The organism is Microcoleus sp. AT3-A2 (genome assembly GCF_036705685.1).
Taxonomy (GTDB): domain Bacteria; phylum Cyanobacteriota; class Cyanobacteriia; order Cyanobacteriales; family Microcoleaceae; genus Microcoleus.
The window spans coordinates 1-25,160 of sequence record NZ_JAUBVF010000078.1 but is presented as its reverse complement, the minus strand read 5'-3'; the positions used below and the strand labels follow the sequence as shown (position 1 = coordinate 25,160).

Below are 25,160 nucleotides of genomic sequence, written 5' to 3'. Positions count from 1 at the left end.
GTTTTGAAGGAGTATATTAGAAATCAAGAAAAGCCGTCCTAGAAGGACGGGGCTTGTATCCCATTTTTCTTGGTCAACTGAAAACCGCTATTTTGACAAAAGCCTTAATTCATCAAACACTAATCAACGTCCCACTGTGTGCCACTTCCAAGGGTGGAATGCACCAACCACCGATCGCCCAAAAACGGTTAATAAGATGAAGAAGAAGCCCACCCTCGATCGAAGGTGGGCTCTGTTCATGCCAGCTTACCGACAGCTAGGCAATCGGGTCTCTTCGCTGGTAGACGTAAAAGCTCAGAAAAAGATCCGAACGTCCGAAAAAACTTCTCGCCCACCATTAAGCTTCAGTTTACCCAACCGGATCGGGAAAATTGCGCCCGTAGCGATGTTCCCCTGACATCGGGGAACACTGGGGCTTCAACTTTTCAATAGACTTCTGCAAAAAAGCTCGTCTTGGGCCGGCAGGATGCCTAACCCCTACTGCCGACAAGAATTAAACTTGTTCGATAAGTCTCATATTCTCTTCTTTAACTTTGATTTCCCAACCGATTAGGCATCGTGATCATGTGCAAAACGACGGAATAGGAAATCTAGGGCGTAGTTCCGCAAATTGTAGTATTCCGGATCTTCCATCATTTGAACCCGATCGCGCGGACGCGGAAAAGGAATCTCCAGAACCTCGCCAATTGTCGCCGACGGGCCATTAGTCATCATCACCAGTCGATCGGCCAAAAACAGCGCTTCGTCTATATCGTGAGTAATCATCAACACCGTACAGCGGTGATCGTTCCAGATTTTCAGCAATTCTTCCTGCAATTCCTCCTTAGTAATTGCGTCCAGAGCACCAAAAGGTTCGTCTAAAATCAGCACTTTCGGGCGAATTGCCAAAGCGCGGGCGATCGAAACCCGCTGCTTCATCCCCCCCGAAATTTGCGGCGGTCTTTTCTCAGCAGCTTCAGTCAATCCCACCATCGCCAAATGCTCGTTGACGATCGCATTTTTTTCGACCTTCGACTTATTCGGAAATACAGCATTAACCGCCAAGTAAACATTTTCAAACACCGTCCGCCAAGGCAGCAAAGCGTAACCCTGAAACACCACCATGCGATCAGGGCCCGGCTTCTCAATTTTTTGCCCGCTAATTCTGACGCTGCCTTGAGTCGGATGGCTAAAACCAGACACCATATTCAACAGCGTTGACTTGCCACAACCCGAGTGTCCGATCAGCGTAATAAACTCTCCCTCAGCTACAGTCAAGTTAACGTTTTCTAAAGCTCTGTAACCATTTGGGTATGATTTGTGAACATTTTCCATCACCAAAAAAGGCTTCCGGCGATCCTTTACTTTCTTGTCTTGCTTTTTGGTTTGAGTTTGGTTCGTAGTGGTGTTGAGCATGATTTTGGAACTTGTTAGTGGGTTATAGGTGAAAGAAGTTTGGCCACAGATTCTGTAACGGATTTAACGGATGGCTTCTGAAAGTTAGCAATGAGCAACTAAACAGTTAGCAATTACCCTGTTTGCATCCTACTGAAAACCAATTTAAGCAACTCTACGGTTGGAATCAAGTACAACTTCCGCCATCGTGAAATCCCGTTTAATCGCCAGACTGTTGAGATAGCCGATCGGATCGTCAGCATTAAACACCGAGCCGTCAAACAAGCTGAGAGAACCGCGAGTGTAAGTAATATCAGCCATCCCCAGCTCTCGCGCCGCCGTGCTGAACGCACCGACTCGCACCACCCGCTCCAGAATTTCCACCCAGTTGCGCGGGAACACAGTATCCCCCCAGCGCGCCATCTGCACCATGTGCCAGAGTTGTTCGGTGCGGCTTGGGCGATTCACGCCCTCTCCAGAAAACAAGTGGTGGGCGTATTCCCGCATCGGAGTATCGAGGTTGCAAGCAACAGATTTCGGGTCGCCTAGTTGGATGTAACTCTTGTCGGTGGCGACATACTCCCTTCCCGCGACAATTTCCGAAACCTCGGCGGCGCGACTTGGATCGGCGCAATAGTTGCAAGCTTCGAGCAAAGCTTTGACTAGAGCAATGTGAGTGTTGGGATAAGCATTTGCCCAGTCTTCCCGAACTCCGAGAATTTTCGCGGGGTGTCCCGGCCACAGTTCCAAATCTGTCGCCACCGTAAAGCCGACTCCTTCCATCGAGGCCCGCAAGTTCCAAGGTTCGCCGACGCAGAAACCGTCAATAGTGCCGCCCTGCAAGTCAACGATCATCTGAGCCGGTGGGATATTTTTCAGCAACACATCGTGATCCGGGTCAATGCCGCCGGAAGCCAGCCAGTAACGCAGCAACAGGTTGTGCATCGAAGAAGGGTGAACGATGCCCATACGGTGCGTTTGCGCGGGCGTTCTCTGGAGCATTTTTTTAAAGTCTGCCAGAGTGTAGATTCCTTGGTCGTAAAAGCGCCTCGCGAGGGTAATTCCGTTGCCATTGCGGCTCATGGTGAGGGCTGTAACCGTCGGAATCGGCTGCTCTTGGTGGCCCCCCAAGCTCAACCACATCGCCATCCCAGAGGGCATTTGGGCGGCGTCTAAGTAACCTGCGGCGATGCCGTCTACGATGCCACGCCAGCTTGTTTCCCGCACGAGGTGGACTTCATCGAGACCGTGCTTGGCAAAAAAGCCTTTTTCTTTGGCGACAGCGAGGGGAGCACAGGCTGCCAGGGGAATAAAGCCGAGTTCGAGGTTGACTTTTTCCAGGCCGTGGCGGGCGATCGCGGGTACTTTCCGTGCCCGCAGTTTTTTGACGCGCTTCTGCTGGTTGAGGAAGTAAATCATTTCGCTACGTAGAGCGTAGTAGCTGGGGTGCGAGACTACTTCCATCCGTTTGCGGGGGCGGGGGATGTCTACTTCGAGAATCCCGCCAATCTTCGATTCTGGGCCGTTGGTGAGCATGACGATGCGATCGCTCAGCAACACGGCCTCATCTACATCGTGAGTTACCATCAGAGCACTAATTTCGTACTCTTGGCAAATTTCCATCAACTTTTCTTGCAAGTTGCCGCGAGTCAAAGCGTCCAAAGCGCCGAAGGGTTCGTCTAGAAGTAACAGTTTGGGGCGCAGGGCCAGAGCACGGGCGATCGCCACGCGCTGTTTTTGTCCTCCTGATAGCAATGCAGGTTGTTTTTCGGCGTGGGGAGTTAAGCCCACCATGTCGATGTGTTTTTGAATGATTTCGAGGCGTTCGGCTTTGGGTAAGCCGCTCATTACCGAGTCTACGGCTAGGGTAATGTTTTCTCTTACCGTCCGCCAAGGTAGCAGGGAATAGTTTTGGAATACTACCATGCGATCTGGGCCTGGTTGGGTGATTCTTTGTCCTTCAATTGTCACCAATCCTTCTGTCGGCAAATCCAAACCTGCCACCATATTTAGCAGCGTAGATTTCCCGCAGCCGGAGTGTCCGATTAAGGAGATAAATTCGCCTTTTTCAATTTCCAGATCGATGCCTTTGAGAGCAACGTATGTGCCGCCGTCTGATAAATTAAATACTTTTTCCAGTTGTTCTATTTCAATCAAAATAGACATGATTTTCTTGCCTTTTTTGTAGGTTTGTTAGTTAGCTAGCTGCTTGTTTTTCTTGATTAGCAGCTAGCTTTAACTGTCGCTTGTTGTTGATATCGTAACCCAGTGTAGATTGCAGTTTCCTGAAATATAAATATCGAGTTTTGAACTCAAATCTTTCAACTCAAAACTCAAAATTATTTAGCGAGTTACTTGCACAACTATTTTCCTTGAGATGGAGCAATTTTTTGCTGCAACCAAGCCATCATGCGATCGAGCAGCAAACCAACAGCCCCGATGTAGACTACAGCTAACAAAATTTCGCTGATGTAGTTTTGCTGGTAAGCGTTCCAAATAAAGAAGCCGATACCTGTAATCCCGGACATCACGATTTCCGCAGCGATAATTGCCAGCCAAGCCAAACCGATCGCAATTCTCAATCCTGTGAAGATGTAAGGAAGTGCCGACGGAAACAAGATATTGAGGTAATACTCTTTCCGAGTAAGTTGCAGCACTTTCGCAACGTTGTTATAGTCGTCTGGAATTTGGCGCACACCTTCAGCCGTGTTGATCAAAATCGGCCAAACTGAAGTGATAAAAATCACGAACAAAGCAGCAGGTTCGTTTTGTTGCAGTGCAGCCAGGGCGATCGGCACCCAAGCCAAAGGGGCCACCATCCGCAAAAACTGAAAAAGCGGATCTAAAGCCTTATTTAGAAAAGGATTTGTACCTACCACAACCCCCATGCCAATTCCCACAGCAGCGGCGAGAGTATAGCCTTTTGCCACCCGTTCCAAACTCGCCAACGTCTGCCAAAATAAGCCAATTCCGTAGGTTTTGGAGTTCATGAAAGGATACAGCAACAAAATCCGCGTCCGTTCGTCAGTCCAAATGCTGATCGGCCCCGGCAGTTTGATCAGTCCCGTACTTGACAAGAATTGCCAAACCAACAGAAACCCCAAAACTCCTAAAATTGGCGGCAAGATATTTGGGGAATTCTTCTTCCAAAATTCGCCAAAAGATCCTTGTGCATTGCCGCCTCTCCGACTTGTACTTACAGCCATGCTGCTAATCTCCTATGTCTGGTGCTGTGTATTTTCGAGACTAAATTTCGAGACTAAATTATGGGAAGCTAAGACCCCATCACACTTTTTTAATTGCCAAACTCTTGAGATAATCTTCTGGCTTTTCCGGGTTAAATTCTGTGCCGTCAAAGAACTTTTCAACGCCGCGAGACGTATTTTTCGGAATGTCAGCATCAGCAACTCCGGCTAATTTTGCTGCGGCTTTCCACAAATCTTCGCGGTTGACTTTATCGATAATTGTCTTAGAATCTGCCAAGGTTGTTGTGGGCAAGAAACCCCAGCGAACGCTTTCGGTTAAAAACCACAAATCGTGACTCTTATAGGGATAAGAAACGTTGCCGAGGTCGTCTTTCCAGTACAGCGGACTCATCTTGAAATCGTCGATCTCTGGTTGGCCGTCACCCATGAGGTACTTGCCCTGGTAGGGAGGTGTCAAAACTGCCGGAGCTACGTCAATGTAGTTTCTGCCAGAAGTAATGGCTACTAATTCTGGGCGATTTTCTGGTTTGTCGCACCACTGCTGCGCTTCGATCAGTCCTGCTAGCAGGGCTTCTGTGGCCTTGGGGTGTTTGTCTACCCAGTCGCCACGAATAGCGAGATATTCCTCTGGGTGATGTTTCCAGATTTGGCCCGTCAGGGCGGACATGAAGCCGATGTCCTCTGTGACGATCCGCAGGGGCCAGGGGTCGCCGGTACTGAAACCGTCCATGCTGCCGGTTTTCATGTTGGCTACGGTTTGCGCTGACGGTACTGTTAGCAACTCGGCTTCTGTGTCGGGATCGATGCCGTTAGCTGCTAGCCAGTAGCGAATCCAAAAGTCTTGATTGGCTTTGGGAAAGGTGTAGGCTGCTTTGAAGGGCGTGCCTGCTTTTTTGAGGCCTTTCATGTAGTCTTGGGCCGCTTGGTCTAGTTTGAGCCCGATGCCTTTGCCTCGGTGTTTGGCCGCGATCGCAATTCCATTTCCCTGAGTGTTCAACTGGGCTAGAACATACATCGGGATTTGGATGCTGTTTTTGGTAATCAGGCCTTTACTAATTTGATAAGGCATCGGCATTTGCCACTGGCCGCCGTCAATGCCGCCGCCTGCCGACCCAATTTCTAGGTTATCTCTGGCAGAGCCCCAGTTGGCTTGCTTAGCAACTGTTACCTCAGTCATGCCGTATTTGGCAAAAAAGCCTTTTTCTTGAGCAATGATTAAAGGTGCTGCTTCGACGATCGGGATATATCCCAATGTAATTTTAGTGCTTTCAATTCCTTCGACTCTTTTCTCGTTGGCAACAGCAACTGCTGAGGTAGCGGCGGGTATTGCGCCGTCAGCACCGGCAGTTGCACCGGGTTCTGGGGGATTTCCCAAACACCCTTTGAGCAGTATTGAACTGACTGCAGATGCACCTGCTGTAACGATAAATTTACGCCGAGAAAATTGCTCTGAAAATTTTGTCATAGTCTAGCCTCGCTGCAATTCATAATCTTCTGTAACGACATCACTGAAGTTTATCAAGGCGCTTTTTTTCTGCTCGCTAAGGGAATTTAGCGAACTGTTTTGAGCGCTCCTTGGCAGGAGGGAGCTAAAGATTTATCACTAGCATAAGCCTTTAAACTATCCCTGCTGATTTGACTTGATTAATATTGATATTTCGAGCGGCCGAGTTGTGTGAACTCACTTTTTGCGAGTCGCACGTTTCCTTGACTTGATAATTAACTATACCGCACTCTTCCGGAAATTATAAAACAATTATTAAATTTGATTGATAAGCAAATCTTTTCGGATGGTGGTATCGATAAGGAAGGGTTGGGAAGGGCGAGCTGGTTTGCTTACCAAAACTGGTTCAAAATAAGACTTTCTGGGTAAAGGTTGTAGCAAATGCCGATCTGGCAGCCTTCAAATCTATTGTCAATAAGCGGCAAACATCGCAGCCACCGCACATTTACTTTGTTAATATATCTCTATGTTTTTAATGGTAAATTGTAGTTAATTATACAGAAATAATTAATATTTTATGAATGGGCTGTTTTCAAAGGGTTAACTGGTTTTCATTGGTGGACTAAAATTGGCGCTTAATCCTAAGTAATTTAACGGATATGATATGACGTGGGCTTTTAGGTTCGATTTCTGTAAAACAGAGAAACCCGGTTTCTTCAAGAAACCGGGTTTCTGAACACCCGAAATTACTAATCGGTGGCAGTACCTACAAGTTCGATCGCACTTTTGGGCAGCAGCTTAGTTGGGCGGGTCAAAGCGGTTGACCCAGAGAGCAACACCAATCATCGGTAGCGCGACTCCGAAACAAATCAGCCACTGCTCCAGATTCATCGGAGCCGTCTCAAATATGCGATTGACAAACGGAGAATTAGCAAAGATGATCTGCAAAATCACCGCCACGATAATTCCCACACCGAGGGCGTGAGCGCCGCTAACTTCTTCCTTATAACCGCTAAATTTAGCAATCAAAGAAGGCAACAACTGGCCCAGACTCAACAGGTAAAAAATTCTCCCCATTACCAAAGCTTGAATCGCCATCGTGCGGGCCAGTTCCAACGTTCCCCAATCCGCTTGGCGCACCCATTCAAACATTCCGAAAATCAGAGTCCAGTTGTAAAGAGAAATAGCGATGATCCGCTTGATCCGATTTCCGGTGAGAAAAGGTTCGTTTATCGATCGCGGTTGTTGTTTCATCACCCTCTGAGACTTAGGCTCGAAAGCCAGGGGCACAGTCATGGTGATCGAGTTGAGCATATTCAGCCAGAGAATTTGTAGCGACAAAATCGGCAATTCTCGACCGAGGAGCGTGCTGAACAGAATTGTCATCGATTCTCCGCCGTGGACTGGGAGAATGAAGCTAATTGCCTTGAGCAGATTTTTGTAAACAGATCGCCCTTCTTCGACAGCAGATTCGATCGACGCAAAGTTATCATCGGTAAGAATCATGTCGGCGGCTTCCTTAGAAACCTCAGTACCGCTGCCCATCGCAATCCCGATATCCGCTTGTTTCAGCGCCGGCGCGTCGTTAACGCCGTCTCCCGTCATCGCCACGATTTCGCCTTGATTTTGCAAAGCTTCTACGAGGCGGAGTTTTTGTTCTGGGGCGACGCGGGCAAAAACTGAGCCGGCTTCTACGGCTTCGCCGAGTTCCTGCTTGCTCATTGTGGCGAGTTGAGCGCCGGTGTAGGCTACAAGTTCCCTGTGGTGCTTAGTTTTGCGGAATCCCATGCGGCGGGCGATCGCCTTGGCTGTAGCGATGTGGTCGCCGGTAATCATTTTGACTTGGATGCCGGCGGTTTGACAAGCTTGGACGGCTGCGATCGCCTCAGCCCGCGGCGGGTCGATCATACCTTGCAGTCCCAAGAAAATCAGCCCCGACTCCAAATCCGAGTGATCGACGGAATTTTGGCTTTGGGGTACTGGCTTTTTTGCTAAAGCCAAGACGCGCAAGCCTTGCTTTGCCATTTCATCGACTTGATGGTGAATTTGTTCGCGATCGACTTCTACCGGATTTCCTTGGGTATCCAGACTGGAACCGCAGCGGCCGAGAATTGATTCTACGGAACCTTTGACGTACAAAATTTTGCCAGTGGGAGTTCGGTGCAGCGTCGCCATGTATTGAAACTGAGATTCAAAGGGAATTGAATCCAGCCGCTGCATTGACTTGGACAAAATTTGCTGGCTCAAATCAGCTTTTTTGCCCGCAGCAATTAACGCTCCTTCTGTCGGATCTCCGACGACTATCCAATCATCATCTTTAAATTCCAAGTGAGAGTCATTACACATCATTCCAGCTTGCAAACATTCTTGCAAAGTTGGAGCTTGGCTGACAGTAATTGGCAGTTGGTTGAGTTGAATTTCACCTTCGGGGCTGTATCCCGTACCCGTAACGAAGTAGGATTCGCCGCCAGAATAGATTTCTTGCACCGTCATTTGGTTTTCCGTCAAAGTTCCGGTTTTGTCGGAACAGATGACTGTAGCGCCGCCGAGGGTTTCGACTGCGGGCAATTTGCGGACGATCGCGTGGCGATTTGCCATCCGGGAAACGCCTACGGCTAGGGTGACGGTGATGACGGCGGGTAAGCCTTCGGGAATTGCGCCGACAATCAGGGCGACAGCGGGTTCGACTGCTTCTTTAAAGGCTGAAACTCCCGCAGGCACTGGCCGCCCCAATCTGACGGCGAAGGTCAAGGTTGCCATTCCCAACACGAATAGCAGCCAGTTTTGACTGAATTGGTTGAATTTGCGGGTTAAGGGGGTGGTGAGATCGATGTGCCGATCTAATAGTTGGGAGATTTTGCCGGTTTCGGTTTTATTGGCGATCGCAATTACGATGCCGCTACCTTGGCCAAAAGTGACAAAACTGCCGGCATAGGCCATGTTATCCCGTTCTGCTAGTGGCGTTTCTTGTGGCAGAACCAAGTCTCCAGATACTCCTAATTCTTTTTCGACAGCAACTGATTCGCCGGTAAGTCCCGATTCGTCGATTTGCAAGTCGCGCACTTTCACTAAGCGCAAGTCTGCCGGTACTTTGTCGCCGGAAGTCAGGATTACTAAGTCGCCGACTACGAGTTCTTCTGAGGGAATTTTTAATTTTTTGCCGCCCCGAATGACTGTGGCTTCGCTGGTGACAGCTTGGGCTAGGGCTTCAATTTTTTTCTCCGCTCCAGCTTCTTGGGTGAAACTAATAGTAGCGTTGGTAATTGTTACGCCCCAAATTACGCTAGCGTTTAGCCATTCTCCCATCGCTGCTTTGATTAAACCTGCACTTAGCAAGATGATCGGGAGGGGTTGGTTAAATTGCAGAATAAATTTTAACCAGGGCGGTTTCCCTGGTTTAACTGGTAGTTTGTTGGGCCCGAATTTCTGTTGTCGATGGTTTGCTTCTGTCGGCTCTAAACCGCTTTCCAGGCTGGTTTCTAAGATAGTTGCAACCTTTGAACTTTCTAGGTAGTGCCAATATTGCTCTGCTACGTCTACATCGTTGGCGGCTATTACTGGCATAATTATTCCTGAATATTTGGAGGTGTCAGACGAGATTTGAGCGCTCCTGAATGGCACGCTTCATAAAAATCATCGCTGGTTGGAGCGTGAATATATTGAGCGACCTAATTGTTTGTTGATTACTTTAACGGGCTGTGAGTTATATCAATATTACAACCGATGTGTCCGTTTTTGGCAAGAGATTTGGGGGATTTTTTCCGGCGCTAAATCTTGTTTGGGACTTGGTGGCTAAGGTGGGTAAAAGTCGATCGAGTCTCTTGACATTTTGCAATTTTTAGGTTTGGTTTAAGAAAGGGACGAGACGGAAGTCACGGATACACGGATTCATTATTGAGCACGAGTCAGGAGTTATCGATCGCAGAGCGTGTTAAAACCTAGTTAAGCTACAAAATTTTGAGTTCATGGAAATAGTAGTGACGCTGGTGCTGGGTTCGGTGCTGTTAGTCTAGGGAATGCGTTTCGGGTGGGTGTTAGTTCGATCGTCCGTTACAGAAGAGGATTTGTTTAAAGGCAGAAATTCGATCGCCCTGGCTTTCGCTATGCCCTCGCCTGCGATCGTTTTGACTTGGATGCCGACTGTTTGACAAGCTTGGACGGCGGCGAGATCAATTCATGACTCAATGCTATAAATTGCTAATCTGCTAGCCCAAAAGATTGAGCGCCCTTTAGACAATTGAATTGAGATTTTGGGCTGCCTCGTTCAATTGTTGAGTGCCTAATTTGGTTTGAGTAATACCACTAGCGGTTTCTTTTGCCGCTAGGTTGAGGCTGTTCATCGCCTCCACTACTTGTTTAATAGCAACTGCTTGTTGTTGAGCAGTTAGAGAAATTTGTTGATTGTTCAATACCACATTGTTAACAGCATTTGCTACTTCCGAGAAAGCTGCTGCTGTTTCTTGACTGATTTTGGTTCCTTTTTCTACTGTTTTAGTACCTTCCTTTGTCACCGTTACGGTGGAATTTATCGCTGTCTTGATATCATCGACAAGTCGATTAATTTTCTCGGCTGATTTCTTACTTTGGTCTGCTAGTTTGCGGATTTCTGTGGCTATGACAGTAAAACCTTTGGCGTTTTCACCCGCTCGGACTGCTTCTACTGAGGCATTTAGTGCCAGCATATTTGTTTGATTTGCTAAATCTGTGACATCAGTAGAGATATTGCCAATTTGATCGGTTTGTTCGCTCAATTTCAGAATTTGGGCCGCCATTGCCCCGACATTTTCTTTCAATATTATCATCGATTCCAGGGTTTGCTCCACTGCTAGGGTTCCCCTTTCAGTGCTCTTTAAAGCTTGCCGTGCAGATTCCGCACCAGCTTGGGCTTGCTGGGCTGATTGTTGGGAAGCCGCGCCCAACTCATCCATTGTGATTGTAGTTTGATTTACAGAGCTCGATTGCTGTGCGGCTGTGCGTTCCTGCTGTTCTACTGTGGCCGCAATTTCTGTGGAAGAACTGGCGATCGTATTTGCTACCTGATTGATTGGTCGGATAATTTTATTAAAAATAAATAATACAATAAATGAACCCAATACTACAGCAACAACCGTACCTCCTATAGAAACAATCACCGCTAATTGCTCCGACTGTTTTGCTAATTTTGTTCGTTGAACCAGTAAAGCATCTTCTACCTTAAGCATTTCTCCCAGCTTATCCCTAATTTCATCCATTAACATCCTGCCTTTACCTGAAATCACCAATGCTCTTAGCTCTGCTTCTTTACCAGCCCTTTTCAGGGATATAGTTTCCGCTAATTCATTGAGTTTTTGCTGACCCAAATTTTCAACTTCCTCCAAAGTTTTAACTTGTTTAGGGATATCTTTTACTAAGTATTTGGTCTCATTTACTGTTTTATAAAAAGCGACTGTCCCCTTTTTGTAAGGTTCTAAAAATTCTTCCTTTCCAGCGAATATAAACCCTCGCTGTCCTGTTTCAGCATCCAATAAAGTTTTTTCTAGGGCTTGCAAATTTGTCTGGACTACATAAGTGTGCGTTTGCCACTCAATAGCTTTTGCTAACTTATCCATACTCAATTTAGTGGCAAATCCGATGCTAATCATTAACAAAAAAATGGAGCCGAAGCCCAAGGGAACTACTTTACTAAGCCGAATAATATTTTGCCACATATCACTTTTACTCCTTGATTCGTTGTTGACTTTTGTGGGGAAATTTACAGCATCAATAATTTGCTGATCTTTTTTACCAAAGTAGTTATTTAATCCCTAATACTAATTCATAATTAATGCCAGTTTTTTCGTAAAAAAATCCAGCGCTTCTTTTTGCTTTCTTTGCTTTACCAACTCAACCATTGACTCAGACTCATCAATAAAAATCTGGCAAAACTTAATGTCAAGCAAGCGATGCAGGTCAAGCCTTTAGGATTAAGAGTTGTTTGGCCTGCTTGGATTTGGGATAAATCCTGTTTATTCGATTGTAGCGGGAAATTCAGGAACGAAACCCAAACATCGTCAACTTCTCTCCCCCACTCTTCCTCTCTCTCATTATTGATTGGGGTTCAAGTCGATCGCATAAATGTTAAAACCTAGTTAAGCGACCATATTCTGAACTTATAGAAATAGTAGTGACGCTGCTGCTGGGTTCGCTGCTGTTAGTCTGGGGAATGCGGTTCGGGCGGGTGTTAGTTCGATCGCCCGTTACACAAGAGGATTTGTTTAAGGGCAGAAATTCGATCGCCTTGGCTTTGGCGATGCCATCGCCTGCGATCGTTTTGACCGACAGCATCCAGGATACAAGCCCCCGGATTCATTCCTTCGGAGACTCAGGACCCAGAAATAAAAAACCTGTATCCGATAAAAAAGTCGCCGAATTTATCCGTGGGGTCAATGCTTGAATCTCAAATCTCAAATCTCAAATCTCAAATCGATTGATTCAATGCTATCAATTGCTAATCTGCTAGCCCAAAAGATTGAGCGCCCTTTAGACAATTGAATTGAGATTTTGGGCTGCCTCGTTCAATTGTTGAGTACCTACTTTAGTTTGAGTAATACCACTAGCGGTTTCTTTTGCCGCTAGGTTGAGGCTGTTCATCGCCTCCACTACTTGTTTAATAGCAACTGCTTGTTGTTGAGCAGTTAGAGAAATTTGTTGATTGTTCAATACCACATTGTTAACAGCATTTGCTACTTCCGAGAAAGCTGCTGCTGTTTCTTGACTGATTTTGGTTCCTTTTTCTACTGTTTTAGTACCTTCCTTTGTCACCGTTACGGTGGAATTTATCGCTGTCTTGATATCATCGACAAGTCGGTTAATTTTCTCGGCTGATTTCTTACTTTGGTCTGCTAGTTTGCGGATTTCTGTGGCTATGACAGTAAAACCTTTGGCGTTTTCACCCGCTCGGACTGCTTCTACTGAGGCATTTAGTGCCAGCATATTTGTTTGATTTGCTAAATCTGTGACATCAGTAGAGATATTGCCAATTTGATCGGTTTGTTCGCTCAATTTCAGAATTTGGGCCGCCATTGCCCCGACATTTTCTTTCAATATTGTCATCGATTCCAGGGTTTGCTCCACTGCTAGGGTTCCCCTTTCAGTGCTCTTTAAAGCTTGCCGTGCAGATTCCGCACCAGCTTGGGCTTGCTGGGCTGATTGTTGGGAAGCCGCGCCCAACTCATCCATTGTGATTGTAGTTTGATTTACAGAGTTCGATTGCTGTGCGGCTGTGCGTTCCTGCTGTTCTACTGTGGCGGCAATCTCTGTGGAAGAACTAACAATCATATTGACTGACTGATTCATGCTCTTTGCAATGCCTGAAGCAATCCACAGAGCGATCGCAATTGCCGTAAGTGCTGCTAAAGCAGTGCTTAAAATCACCACTGTAGTCAGGAACTGCAAAGCTTGAATTTGCTCTTTTTGTCGGTCAATTAAAATCTCTTGTTGGGTGCTTTCAAACTCCTTAGCTATAGCATCAACCTGACGAAGCTTTGGTACAATTTGTGTTTTCCACAAGTTAATTCCATCGTCTCGCTTACCTCGATCGACCAAAGAAAAGGATTGTCTATAGCCTTGGTCTATCTGATCTTGTAATACATTCATTTCATCTAGTCGCTGGAGCTGCTGTGGGTTTTGAACCCGCTTCAGTAAATCCTGATAGAAGTAGTCAAAGCTGTTTACCTGTTCATTGTATTCAGTTAAGAAACCACTATCTTTTGCCAAAAAATAGCCACGAGCCGCTTTCTGCATACCTGAGAATCCCAGTTCAAGATCTTTTAAACCTATAACAATAGCATTAGAATTATTTAGCACTTTTGCTTTGTGTTCTACTTCTTTAGCATTAAAGAAAACCAAAGTAGCTGCTCCAACTGAAAGCAAAATCGGTAGGGAATATCCCCACAGAATACGATCTCTTAATTTGGTGGCTTTGAAGTTAATCATCTTGATTTTTTCCTCTCTTTAAAAACAAACAAATTAATCCCCTTCAAAGCAATGGGAACTGCATATCCGAGTCGCCTCCGGTTTCTCAGCTTTAAGTTGGCAAACATAGCAATATCTCCTGTTGGGTTAGGTAGCTGAATTATTTCATTCTCAACCATTGACTCAGACTCATCAAGAAAAACCTGAAAAAACTTAATATCGAGCAAGCTATACAGATCAAAGTCTTTAGGATTGATGGTTGTTTTGCCTGCTTCGATTTTGGATAAATCCTGTTTATTCGATTGTAGCTGGAAATTCAGGAACGAAACCCAAACATCGTCAAATTCTCTCCCCCACTCTTCCTCTCTGTCACTCTTCCTCTCTCTCACTATTGATTGGGGTTCAAGTCGATCGCATAAATGTTACAACCTAGTTAAGCAACACAATTTTGAGTTCATGGAAATAGTAGTGACGTTGGTACTGGGTTCGGTGCTGTTTGTCTGGGGAATGCGGTTCGGGCGGGCGTTAGTTCGATCTGGAGTGACGGCTAATGATTTGTTTAAGGGCAGAAATTCGCTCGCCCTAGCTTTTTTGGGTTTTTATATTGCCTTGCTGCTACTGGCTCTAAATATGCCTCAAATGCCTGTTTTGCCGATCGAGTGGCGCTTTCACGGGATGCGAGTTACTTGGACTTTGCTACGAGTGATGCTGATGGGAGTCTGCGGTATTGGGTTTAGTATAAGTTGGGCGACAGCGCGATCGCAAGTAATCGCAGTAATTTTAATTTGCTTGTTGGGATTGGGAGGATTTACAGGCGCTGAAAACTATTTCATGGCGCCAATTTACGATGATTTAATAGATAATTTACAGCCCAACGGTGTATTTCGACAAACATCTAACAGCAGTTGCGCGCCCGCCGCCCTAGCAACAGTGTTAAGGCGTTGGGGAATCGATGCGACGGAATCGAGTGTAGCGCGTTTTGCCCGGACGAGTCGCTTGGGAACTTCGATGCCACAGTTAATAATAGCAGCAAGAGCTTTGGGCGTAAATGCGATCGAACTAAGGCCTACTTGGGAGCAAATTCAGCAAATTAATCGCCCCGGAGTGCTAGCAGTTTGGCTATTTGACGGCCCTCGGAAGCTACCCCACGCGGTCGCTTTGCTGGGCATGAATGACAGTGTAGCTGCCATTGGAGACCCGGCGCGGGGCAGGATTTTCTATTTAGATAGGGCAACTTTTACCCAGATTTGGCGCGAAGAATACGTGCCGATTTTTCGTTCGGCGGATATCTTGTTAAGTGACAAACAAGCTGTTGACTATTTGAGTAAGTTAGGATATAATTCTGGTAATTTGCAAGCAGATATCGAGCGCTTTCAAACAGAGAAAAAATTAAAGGTCAGCGGCAAATTAGACCGAATGACTGAGTTAATGTTGAGCGGCAGTTTTTTGCAAGAAGTCCCCAGATTGGATGGGAAATAGTTATTGAAAATCGTCTACCGCAGAGGAACTATTGACCGACAGAGAAGAGGAATCATGCGGTTTTTTTCAAACAATCTTTGAGTCATTCGTTCCTCGATATCGCAAATATTCGATCGCCCCAGCAGATGATTGGCGATCGCACCTTGGTAGCATGGCTGCATGAAATTACCGTAAGCGTAGGCAGTTGCATCTAATTCCTGCTATATTTTGACGATCGATCGCACCTTAGCTACGCCTCACCGTTTTTGACAATTGGGAACAGTTGAATCGCCCATTTTAGGCTCAGACAGCTTGACTTCCCATCCAGGTAAATTCCACCAATTAACTCGCTGATTCGGCTGAATCCAGAAGTTTAGTTGTGTAATCTTACCATCCTCAAATCTGAGTGTGGGAAAGTTAGGATAACTGGTATCATCGGTTTCGCGATAAGTGCGTCCCAGGTAATTTAGGCAGGTAGTTAATCCCTCAGTAATTCCCAATTCTTCGACTCCCGTTCCCTTCAATTTGGCATCATCGTAGCTGAAAGAACCGTCGAATGAGTTGCCCGCTAACCCGCCTTTGGTAACAGTGATGGTGAAATCGTAGGTTACGGGAACTGCGTAGGCTTGAGTTACAGTTACAACTGTGCTCAGAAGAGTCGTGGCTATGGCCACCGAGAGTTTTGAAATTGCTCGCACACTCGCATCCCGAAACAGAACAACACTATAAATTTCGCTTGCAATCATCGGGAAACTCCTTTATTACACTTCTACAGTAAGTGATTTTTCGGATATGATATCATAAGTAATCCGTTAAATGCGATCGCAGCCGAGTGCCAAGCAAACAAAAATTACCGCATCTGGTTAATCATGTATACTTTTTTTTGCACTGAAAACCCCAAGAGAAAACACTCGTCTTTAACTGCCCAGAATTAACTCAGTAGATTGAACAATATTCATTCCCGCCACCGCAAATTTTTGATAAGCTGCATCTGCTTGTTCCGTAAAATCAACAACACCCGGAACCACCACAGGCGAAGTGCAATCTTCCAGCAAATAAACCTTATTTGCCAAATTCGGATCTCGCGCCAAAATTTCCGTTAACAAATCATCAATTGTCCAAGCAACGCAGTGACTTTTGGCTTGTCCGGCAATAATTACTGCATCAAAATCGAGCAATTTATCAATAAACTTAGCATTCTTTTCAGCAATCGGATTGCCGTCGAATCCATCTAAAACTTCGGGCCGCAAAACCGAATAGTTTTCTGTCAGTGGATTCCCGCCTTTGATTTCAAAAAGTGCTTGGCTATTGCGGGCTATAGTATGAAAAAATACTGCTTCTTCCACCGCAGAAACCAGCGCGTGTCCGATGCCACCCAGCATCGAGTGATAAGGCCAAATTGTCAGGGGATATTTCCCATCGTCGCTGAGTTTTTTGACGTAGTGACAAGCCTGTTTTTCCAGTGCTGATAAATTTCCCCCGCTGATGTTATCGGCGACGGCTGGATTGACTTTCCAAATGCCTTGCTGCACGTCTTCTAAAGTAATTGATGTGACGGCAGGTAGGGGGTGTTCGCCTGCTTCGTTTATCCAAAAGATTGGATGAAAAATTTGCATGGCCGTGTGGGTGTCCATTGTCGGCGCAATGGTTGTAATCGCGTTTAAATTGCGGTAAATAAATTCGCACAGCCGCAGGTTATCATCAACTGCACCACTACCGGAACGCCCGCCAACAAATAGTTCAAATTCGGGCAAGCAAAAGGTATTTTGGGCATCGATTATCAGCAAACAAATGCGTTTTTTGTCGCTGGATGCTGGCTGGATGCTGTGCTGCTTTGCCCAATCTTTCGCTTGGGTGGCGCGTTCTTGGTAGGGGACTTGCCAGACTTCGCCTACTTTTTTGGGGTCGAAATGTTCGGGGATTGGGAGTTGGGCTTTTGGCGTCATAACCTATCGCTTTTAGGTGAGTTTACAGTAATAATTTAAGTTTGGAGTATAATGCTGATAAATATTTGCGGGTGAATCATGGCAAAAGAACGAATCCAAGATTATGCTAGGGTAAAATTTAAACGCATAGTGTTGTTTTTTTCGATCGCACTTTTGCTTGCTATCTTAATTGTAGCAACTAGATCTGCCTACGTTCAAGATGTTTTGAGAACTCTGTTAATGCGGATTGAGGATTTAGGCTGGTGGGGGCCAGTGGCTTTCGTAGCTACTTATAACTTGGCTACTGTGCTGTTGGTACCGGGTTCGGTACTGACGCTGGGAGGGGGGGCGATTTTTGGTTTGTGGTGGGGTGCAGTTTACGTATTTGCGGCGTCCATTTTAGGTGCTGTATTTGCTTTTGCGATCGGGCGCTATTTGTGCCGCGATCGCGTGGTAAAATATATGGAATCTCACCCCAAGTTTAAAGCTCTCGATCGCGCAGTTTCCCAACAAGGATTAAAAATAGTTTTTTTAACTCGTCTTTGTCCTTTATTTCCTTTCAATTTATTGAATTACGCTCTGGGAATCACTCAAGTTTCTTTGAAAGATTACGTGCTGGGTTCCTTTGGCATGATACCGGGTACAATTATGTACGTCTATTCCGGCTCTTTGGTGGGAGAGGTTGCTGCGATAGGCACGCAAACTGTTTATGCAAGTCCTCAAGATTCCGCAGTAAAATGGTTGATTAATATTATCAGTTTTCTTGCTACTGTCGCTGTTACTGTCTTTATCACTCGCATAGCCAGCAAAGCTTTGGAAGAAAGTATTTAATTAGGAGGATTTGCGAATGCCCCAGTCAGAAGTCGATCGCGTAACTGTCCCCCCGATGGACGAACACAACCAGAAATTAGTCTCCTATTTGCATCCGCCAGATTGGGTAAATCCGCAGCCGGCTAGTTCTTATAATTTAGTAGTAATTGGCGCGGGGCCCGCCGGATTAATTGTGGCAGCAGGTGCCGCAGGTTTGGGCGCAAAAGTTGCTTTAATTGAAAAACATTTAATGGGCGGCGACTGTTTGAATGTCGGTTGCGTACCGTCAAAAGCGCTGATTCGAGCGTCCCGCACTGTCGGCGAGATCTGGAATGCCAGTAAATTTGGTGTTAATGTTCCTGACAGTGTAGAAGTGGATTTTGCCGCTGTGATGGAACGGCTGCGCCGCATCAGGGCGGGAATCAGCGATGTTGATTCTGTTCAACGCTACCAAGACAAATTAGGAGTCGATGTTTTCTTAGGTTCTGGTCGTTTTACTAGCAATAATACAGTAGAAGTTGCAGGCAAAACTCTCCGCTTTAAAAAAGCAGTAATTGCCACAGGTGCAAGGGCGCTACAACCGCAAATTCCAGGTTTACAGGAAGCTGGATATCTGACAAATGAAACTGTCTTTAACCTCACGGAAAGGCCACAACGCTTAGCTGTAATTGGCGCAGGGCCGATCGGCTGCGAATTAGCCCAAGCCTTTCGCAGACTGGGTTCGGAAGTCGTATTGCTGCACAAAAATGCTCAGATTTTAGACAAAGAAGATGCGGAGGCTGCTACGATTGTACAGCAGGCTTTTGTAAAGGAAAAAATTCAGCTAATACTTGAATCCAAAATAGAGCGCGTTGAGAAAACAAATGCAGGCAAAGTAATTTATTATAAATGTCAAGGTGAGGAAGCATCGGTAACAGTAGATGAAATTATTGTGAGTACAGGGCGATCGCCCAACGTCGAAGGATTGAATCTGGAGGCGATCGGCGTTGAATACGATACACGAACTGGCGTCTTTGTCAACGACAATTTGCAAACTACTAATCCCCGCATTTATGCCGCAGGTGATATTTGCATGAAACATAAATTTACTCACGCTGCTGATTTTGCCGCGAGAATAGTAATTCAAAACACTCTATTTTTTGGGCGCAAAAAGCTCAGCGCTTTGACGATACCTTGGTGTACTTACACAAACCCGGAAATTGCGCGCGTCGGATTGGGCGAACACGAAGCTAAGGAAAAAGGCATTGATATCGATACATTTTTAATTCCTTTCCATCAAGTCGATCGGGCAATTATTGACGGCGAAGAGGAAGGATTTGTGAAAATTCACGTCAAAAAAGGCAGCGATAAAATATTAGGTGCAACTATTGTAGCGCGACACGCTGGGGATATGATTAGCGAGATTACTTTGGCAATGGTTAACAATATTGGTTTGGGAAAGATTGCTAGCACAATTCACCCGTATCCGACACAAGCTGATGCAATTCGGAAAGCCGGAGATGCTTACAATCGCACTCGTTTGACTCCGTTTGTGAAGAATTTGTTTAATCGCTGGCTGGCTTGGACGCGGTAGTTTGAACTGTATTGAATCAACACCAGGTACAATTGAACCGTAGGGGCGGGTTCACCAACCATCTATGGAAAAAATTAATAATCTCCTAAACCCGCCCCCACCCGATAGAAAATACAAATTTACCATTAATTTCTTGAATCAAATGTTGATGTAAAATAGGGTGTTGGAGGGCGGGTTTATCAGATTGTTTGATTTGTGTTAAAGATTTCGGTTAACCCGCCCCTACAGAGATTGCGGTTTTCAATATTCCCATTTACGTTTCTGTTTGTGTTTCCAATCCAACACCTTCATACAAAAGTGCGATCGGCAAATCAAACCCAATACTTGATAAAGTGATAATCTCTCCAGCAGTGTAAGAATAGTAAAGCCACATTCTGCCCTCGCCCCGACAGTAACGTTCAACAAAAATCTTTTGTGAATCAATCAATATATACTCTTGCAAAGTCGGGATTTTTAGGTAACAAGTGAATTTTTCATCCCGATCTTTAGCACTTGTACTGGGAGAAAGAACTTCCACAATGATTTTAGGATTCTGAATGAAGTTGCGGGAATTGAGGTCTTCAGGATCGCAACTGACTATCACATCAGGGTAGTAGTAACGGCTTTGAAAGTTAACTTGCAATTTCACGTCGGACACGTTCATTCGACAGCCTCTGGAACGCAGATGCGGGCGCAATGCAGTGTAAAAGTTAAGTGCAATATCGTTATGAGGAATTGTACTGCCTGTCATGGCAAAAACTTCGCCGTTGACATATTCGTGGCGAATCTCTTGTTGAGCTTCCCATTCGAGATATTCCTCAACCGTCATTTTTTGGGGTTCTTGGGGAATGGCTATCATAACAAAATTTTTTGTAATGTTACTTTGATTATAGCATTAGGCATGGGACAATTGTCATAAAAACCATAGGTCAAAAATCCCCTTCATCTACTTGGAATACCGTCAATCCCAAGCCTCTCCACATATCAACAACTTGCTGGCGATCGTCCAAAACAAACTTAATGTTATATTTTTCTGCAATATGCCGCCGATAGAACTCCTCTTTAATAATCGAATCCTTCCTCATATCTCCGGTTTTCCGCATATAAAGACTGGCATAATTAACCTCGTACTGCTGCAACCATTTTTCAGTTTGAGGCTGACAGTCATCTGTTCGGCCTGACACTACAATAATATGGGCGCTGGACTGCCACTTGCGAACGGTATCTAAAACTGGCTGATTTGGCAAATCGCGATCGCACGTAGAAGCATCAAAAGGATTTCTGCCGTTTAGAAGTGCCAGCGTACCGTCCATATCAACAATAATTGCATCCGGCAAATCCGGGTTATATTCCGGCGGCGCAACGGGAACCCGCACGTACTTATTGTACATCTTCATGATCACATCTTTGCCCACCGAATTAAGCCTTTTCAAATCCCGTTTAATACATTCCTCAACCGGAACTTGCAGGAAAGAATCATTAACTTCGACGATGGCTTTACCTTTTACCAACTGTTTGATATGCTCGATGTGAGGCCCGAAATTAGTATCATCAACAATGACGTGCTTGCCACTTTCCAAAGCCATCAAAATAATCGTATCTCTCAACTGCACAATAAACTTTTCATTTGCCGGCGACCAATGAGAAGCGTGAGCCATTTCTCTGAGCAAATCTTTATTGCTACGCACCCACTTTGCAGGTTCAGACAGCAGCAACTCCCTAGCAAATTGAGATTTTCCCGAAGCAGGTAAACCGACCAGTACAATAACTCTTTTCATGGTAATTGGTAATTGGTAATTGGGCATTGGGCATTGGGCATTGGGCATTGGGCATTGGGCATTGGGCATTGTTTAAATACTTACCTCTTCATTCCATCCGTTAGATCCGTTACATCCCGTACATTGCTCGTTGCCGAACTTCCCTCTTCCCTCTTTCTTAAACATTTGCCTCACGCTCGATAATTAATCCGTGTATCCGTGTCAAAATCCGTGTCGTGCCTTCTTCTTCTACAAACCTAAATGGATGTAATCTAAACCCAGCAACTCTTCTATTTTATGAATAGTAACATCGCGGAGAGCTTCTTTCACTCCCGCAACTCTTCGGGCCCGCAAAGAAAACAAAATCCCGGAATACGGCAAATGTTTCACAGCTAATGCAAAATCTTTCTGAACTTCGATATGTTCGTGCTGTCGGTAAGCTTCCTCGATTTTTTCAACCAAAGATTGATATTTCTCCTTAACTTGTTGATACAACTCACTCCACTCAGGAAAATAAGCTAAAAACTCTTCTCCTTCATTAGTTAAAACAATTTCTATCAGGCGGCGGGTCGAAAACCCTTCGCGCAGATGGGAAATCGCGACATATTGCGGAGACTTAACTTTAACTCGGTTGAAGTTAGCGTCGCAGATAATATACCCTTCTGAATTCATCGGATCTAAATGTTGAGCCGCTTCGATAACTTCTTTCCAGCTAGTTAAAGGATAGGATGCGACCAATTCCCATCCGTATTTATTTGCCCAAATACTCGGGTCGGTTTCTAGCAGCGTTTGAGTGTTGCGAACCCCGTGCAGCACGATTTGATTGTTTTTGGGCTGGACAACTATTCTATTGTAAAGCGTTATCAATTCAAAGATAAAACACTGGTCGGTTTCTTGTGGCAATTGATATCCCAATTCTTGCCAGACTTTCCAAAAAAGTTCGGCAAAGCTGAATCCAAAACCATTAACTTCGCCGCTGGCGTCGGGAGTGCCGCTAGATTGCACTCTCCATTCTCCCTTGTAAAAATACAGTACAGTCAGGGAACCGTCTAGTTTTTCGTAAACTTTGGCATGACTCCAATCAATTGCAGCGGCGTGAATTTCTCCGTAATTAAAAAATTTGTCGTAGGGATAAGAAACTATCTGCCAATCTTGAGATGAATCTAAAATAATGCCTCGGCACTGCTGGACTATTCTTTCGCCCAGGGGAGATTCTATCTGCGAGTATTTAAGACAGACTAAATCGGGATATTGGCGGTGGCGGGTAACTTTGATATGATAAATTTCGGACAAGGTTTCCAATCCGTGCTGGCGCAAATACTCTTGTAGTTCCACGTTCTATTCCTAAATTGCTCGCCTTCTCTATATTATAGATGACTTTATATTCTGGCAACCTTGTCAAGATAGTCAAAAAACATTTTTCCCGGAAAAGCGAGTGTTAAATTGGTATTTTGAATTATGGTTGTACATACGTGAATGCGGTTCGCCGCCCAACTAAACTATTGGAATATTAAGGGAAAAGACCGTGAAGAAGAAATTATTACTTTTGGCTACTTCTGCTTGTGTATTGACGGCTTTAGTACCTCCCTCGGTTGTTTTTGGCTCTTCGCAATTGTCGCAGCGACAATCTGGAAAAACACAAATTGCTCAAGGAGGCACTGCGGTTCCGGTAAATCAAATTTTGCAAAAGTTAAAAGGCAAAACGCAAGTGCCTATTTTTATTCCCAGCAGGATTCCGCTTTCGGGAAAAATGTACTATCCAACTACAGCACAAGCAAACAGCTATGCTATTTCAATCGATTATAAACCAGATTGCGGCGGTACGACAGTTTGCTCTTTTGGGTCAATTCTAGGTCAAAAAGGCGGGGAGTTTACTACAAAACTAGAAGGGGTAACTAAGACGTTAAAAAATGTCAAACTTGCGGGCGGAGTGAAAGGAGTTTATCATAACGGTTGCGGGGCTTACTGCACAGCAACTCTTCAGTGGAAAACTCAGGGTTTTATGTATACCGTCGCCATTAAGAACGGACGAGAATCCGATGTAATTTTAATAGGAAATTCTGCTATTAAAGCTGGGAAGCGTTAAGTTTAGCAGTCGGGGAGGCGCAACTTCTATATGTAGGGTGCGTAAGGGCGCACCTTACCCTTATTGTATAATATATCTTAACTCGCACTCGCCCCTTACAAGATGCTATTGTTTTTTTGCGCTGACCTACTTAGGGAGAAATCAGGATGAGGGGAAGATGGCTATTTGCGGCGATTTTTGCTTGTGTGGTGACTGCTTTTACTATCGCACCTGTGACACCAAACTCAGCGTTAGCAAGGACTGAACTCCCGATTACAGAAATCCGCTGGTTTAATTATTCCCGTGAAGATAGCTGGCAACCGATACAATTTATTGTACCCGATCACAATACTACACAATCTGCCGGCAGCTCCAAGTTGCGGTTGTACGATGTTCATATTGCCAAGATGTTTGAGATTTCGCGTTTTTTGTGCGATCGCGATCGCACTTGGGCCGGTTACAATTGGTCTTACGGAGCCGCAAATGGCAACATTGACATGGGAAACTTCAAAATTAGCTGCAATCTCGCCCGTACCACAGCCACAACTTACGGGTTAGGTAAACCAGAAATTACAGTAATTCGCCGCAATTTCGACCTTCCAGGCGGCCAGCCATCTGTTGCTGTAGAAAAATATTCTATTCCTACTCTGAACGTTGAGAAAACTAGAGTTGTACAATGGAGAAACTTTGTCCAAAAATTCCCCCCAATTCCCAACAATTCAGGTACAAATCAAGCTAATACTCGTTTTCCAGTAAGTAACATTTCTCAGCAAATCAAAGGCAAAACACGAGTACCTGTTTTTCTACCGAGCCTACTTCCTTTATCTGACACTCAGCAACTTGATTTTGACGTGCAAGCTGGCTCCCACGGTTACATTGTTGAAATGTATTTAGGCAAAGACTGCCGCGGCGGAGCTTGTGCTTTTGGCACAATCACAGCTAAAAAAAATGAACCGTTTTCGCCTCCCTCGCAATTGCCTAGGGATACTTATAGAAGCATTGAATTAGCAGGCGGAATTAGGGGAATTTATTTCCAGACTTGTGGTAATTACTGCATTTCTTATGTGGAGTGGCAAAGGCTGGGTGTACTTTACCGAGTAAGTCTCAAAAATGGAAGGCAGTCAGAAGTTGTTGGGATAGCAAATTCTGCACTTCAAGCTGGGTCACGTTAATACTATTTTAGATTTGAAATTTGAAGTTTAAAGTTTTCCTTGATGTACAATTAAATTGTACCTAAAAAAACCAATAAGATGCCTGCGATTAGCCTTGAAGAAGCCAAGCAGAGCCTGCAAGCTATCTTGGAAAAGGTGGCCAAAGGAGAAGAAGTGACAATCGTACACGAAGGTAAAGTAGTAGCTCGCGTAGTCCCGCCGCTCACGAAAAAGCAGCGGTTAGCTGAACTCAAGAGATTCCGAGACTCTATTCAAGTAAAGGGTGAACCCCTGAGTGCAACAGTCATTAGGCTACGACAGAAGGAACGCTATTGATTTACTTGGATACTAGCGTCATTGCTCGCAATTACTGGCCAGAAGGTCTTAGGAAAGCATCTCAGCAGTTACTAGACATCTCCAAAATAGTAACACTTCGTGGTAATATCACATCATAAAGCTTTTTTGACACAGAAACATGAGCGACAT

22 protein-coding genes are annotated in these 25,160 nt (G+C 45.2%); 7 read left to right on the top strand and 15 right to left on the bottom strand.

Features of this window, described 5'->3' with window-relative positions; all coding sequences use genetic code 11:
- Positions 1–549: 549 nt before the first annotated feature.
- From QUB37_RS26565 to QUB37_RS26545, 5 genes are all read right to left on the bottom strand, one after another.
- Complete coding sequence (locus tag QUB37_RS26565; protein ID WP_333167875.1) at positions 550–1,395, bottom strand: nitrate ABC transporter ATP-binding protein; 846 nt, start codon at positions 1,393–1,395, stop codon at positions 550–552.
- A 144-nt stretch (positions 1,396–1,539) separates the two neighbouring features.
- Complete coding sequence (locus tag QUB37_RS26560; protein ID WP_333167872.1) at positions 1,540–3,540, bottom strand: nitrate ABC transporter ATP-binding protein; 2,001 nt, start codon at positions 3,538–3,540, stop codon at positions 1,540–1,542.
- A 197-nt stretch (positions 3,541–3,737) separates the two neighbouring features.
- Positions 3,738–4,580 (bottom strand): nitrate ABC transporter permease, encoded by an 843-nt coding sequence (gene ntrB, locus QUB37_RS26555; protein ID WP_333167869.1) that lies wholly within the window; start codon positions 4,578–4,580, stop codon positions 3,738–3,740.
- Positions 4,581–4,659: 79 nt separating this feature from the next.
- Complete coding sequence (locus tag QUB37_RS26550) at positions 4,660–6,045, bottom strand: CmpA/NrtA family ABC transporter substrate-binding protein (protein WP_333167866.1); 1,386 nt, start codon at positions 6,043–6,045, stop codon at positions 4,660–4,662.
- A 777-nt stretch (positions 6,046–6,822) separates the two neighbouring features.
- On the bottom strand, positions 6,823–9,588 hold the full coding sequence (locus tag QUB37_RS26545) for an HAD-IC family P-type ATPase (RefSeq protein WP_333167864.1): 2,766 nt from the start codon (positions 9,586–9,588) through the stop codon (positions 6,823–6,825).
- A 452-nt stretch (positions 9,589–10,040) separates the two neighbouring features.
- Here QUB37_RS26545 and QUB37_RS26540 point away from each other — a divergent pair, with 452 nt between their 5' ends.
- Positions 10,041–10,172: a hypothetical protein gene (locus QUB37_RS26540; RefSeq protein WP_333167862.1), complete on the top strand. Its 132-nt coding sequence runs from the start codon at positions 10,041–10,043 to the stop codon at positions 10,170–10,172.
- 81 nt (positions 10,173–10,253) lie between these two features.
- Here QUB37_RS26540 and QUB37_RS26535 read toward each other — a convergent pair whose 3' ends face one another.
- The 4 genes from QUB37_RS26535 to QUB37_RS26520 form a co-directional block, all read right to left on the bottom strand.
- A complete protein-coding gene (locus QUB37_RS26535) occupies positions 10,254–11,711 on the bottom strand; it encodes a CHASE3 domain-containing protein (RefSeq protein WP_333167859.1) in 1,458 nt (485 codons plus the stop codon).
- A gap of 409 nt (positions 11,712–12,120) precedes the next feature.
- Entirely contained in the window at positions 12,121–12,327 is a 207-nt protein-coding gene (locus QUB37_RS26530) for a hypothetical protein (protein ID WP_333167857.1), read from the bottom strand.
- 195 nt (positions 12,328–12,522) lie between these two features.
- On the bottom strand, positions 12,523–13,977 hold the full coding sequence (locus tag QUB37_RS26525; RefSeq protein WP_333167854.1) for a methyl-accepting chemotaxis protein: 1,455 nt from the start codon (positions 13,975–13,977) through the stop codon (positions 12,523–12,525).
- Positions 13,974–14,345: a hypothetical protein gene (locus tag QUB37_RS26520; RefSeq protein WP_333167852.1), complete on the bottom strand. Its 372-nt coding sequence runs from the start codon at positions 14,343–14,345 to the stop codon at positions 13,974–13,976. Before QUB37_RS26520 ends, QUB37_RS26525 begins: the two co-directional genes overlap by 4 nt.
- A gap of 79 nt (positions 14,346–14,424) precedes the next feature.
- Between QUB37_RS26520 and QUB37_RS26515 the strand changes: the two genes are divergently transcribed.
- The gene (locus QUB37_RS26515; protein ID WP_333167850.1) at positions 14,425–15,435 is read left to right on the top strand and encodes a cysteine peptidase family C39 domain-containing protein; all 1,011 of its coding nucleotides are present in this window, start codon (positions 14,425–14,427) and stop codon (positions 15,433–15,435) included.
- Positions 15,436–15,449: 14 nt separating this feature from the next.
- Here the strand turns inward: QUB37_RS26515 and QUB37_RS26510 are convergent, their stop codons facing one another.
- The 3 genes from QUB37_RS26510 to QUB37_RS26500 all read right to left on the bottom strand — a co-directional run bounded on the left by QUB37_RS26510 (position 15,450) and on the right by QUB37_RS26500 (position 17,360).
- Entirely contained in the window at positions 15,450–15,596 is a 147-nt protein-coding gene (locus tag QUB37_RS26510; protein WP_333167848.1) for a hypothetical protein, read from the bottom strand.
- 75 nt (positions 15,597–15,671) lie between these two features.
- Entirely contained in the window at positions 15,672–16,160 is a 489-nt protein-coding gene (locus tag QUB37_RS26505; protein ID WP_333167846.1) for a hypothetical protein, read from the bottom strand.
- A gap of 171 nt (positions 16,161–16,331) precedes the next feature.
- A complete protein-coding gene (locus QUB37_RS26500) occupies positions 16,332–17,360 on the bottom strand; it encodes an isochorismatase (RefSeq protein WP_333167843.1) in 1,029 nt (342 codons plus the stop codon).
- Between the two features lie 78 nt (positions 17,361–17,438).
- Here QUB37_RS26500 and QUB37_RS26495 point away from each other — a divergent pair, with 78 nt between their 5' ends.
- Positions 17,439–18,170, top strand: coding sequence for a TVP38/TMEM64 family protein (locus QUB37_RS26495; protein WP_333167841.1), 732 nt, complete (start codon positions 17,439–17,441; stop codon positions 18,168–18,170).
- 16 nt (positions 18,171–18,186) lie between these two features.
- Positions 18,187–19,722 (top strand): mercuric reductase, encoded by a 1,536-nt coding sequence (locus QUB37_RS26490; protein WP_333167838.1) that lies wholly within the window; start codon positions 18,187–18,189, stop codon positions 19,720–19,722.
- A gap of 253 nt (positions 19,723–19,975) precedes the next feature.
- Here the strand turns inward: QUB37_RS26490 and QUB37_RS26485 are convergent, their stop codons facing one another.
- The 3 genes from QUB37_RS26485 to QUB37_RS26475 form a co-directional block, all read right to left on the bottom strand.
- Entirely contained in the window at positions 19,976–20,560 is a 585-nt protein-coding gene (locus tag QUB37_RS26485; protein WP_333167835.1) for a Uma2 family endonuclease, read from the bottom strand.
- A 70-nt stretch (positions 20,561–20,630) separates the two neighbouring features.
- Positions 20,631–21,506 carry a phosphatase domain-containing protein gene (locus QUB37_RS26480; protein ID WP_333167833.1) on the bottom strand — a complete coding sequence of 292 codons (876 nt, stop codon included), beginning with the start codon at positions 21,504–21,506 and terminating at the stop codon, positions 20,631–20,633.
- Positions 21,507–21,707: 201 nt separating this feature from the next.
- Positions 21,708–22,793, bottom strand: coding sequence for a T4 RnlA family RNA ligase (locus tag QUB37_RS26475; RefSeq protein WP_333167831.1), 1,086 nt, complete (start codon positions 22,791–22,793; stop codon positions 21,708–21,710).
- A 190-nt stretch (positions 22,794–22,983) separates the two neighbouring features.
- Here QUB37_RS26475 and QUB37_RS26470 point away from each other — a divergent pair, with 190 nt between their 5' ends.
- The 3 genes from QUB37_RS26470 (at position 22,984) to QUB37_RS26460 (ending at position 25,010) form a co-directional block, all read left to right on the top strand.
- Complete coding sequence (locus tag QUB37_RS26470; protein WP_333167829.1) at positions 22,984–23,544, top strand: hypothetical protein; 561 nt, start codon at positions 22,984–22,986, stop codon at positions 23,542–23,544.
- A 146-nt stretch (positions 23,545–23,690) separates the two neighbouring features.
- Positions 23,691–24,695 (top strand): hypothetical protein, encoded by a 1,005-nt coding sequence (locus tag QUB37_RS26465; protein WP_333167827.1) that lies wholly within the window; start codon positions 23,691–23,693, stop codon positions 24,693–24,695.
- Between the two features lie 78 nt (positions 24,696–24,773).
- Positions 24,774–25,010 (top strand): type II toxin-antitoxin system prevent-host-death family antitoxin, encoded by a 237-nt coding sequence (locus QUB37_RS26460; protein ID WP_333167824.1) that lies wholly within the window; start codon positions 24,774–24,776, stop codon positions 25,008–25,010.
- The last annotated feature ends 150 nt before the right edge of the window (positions 25,011–25,160 follow it).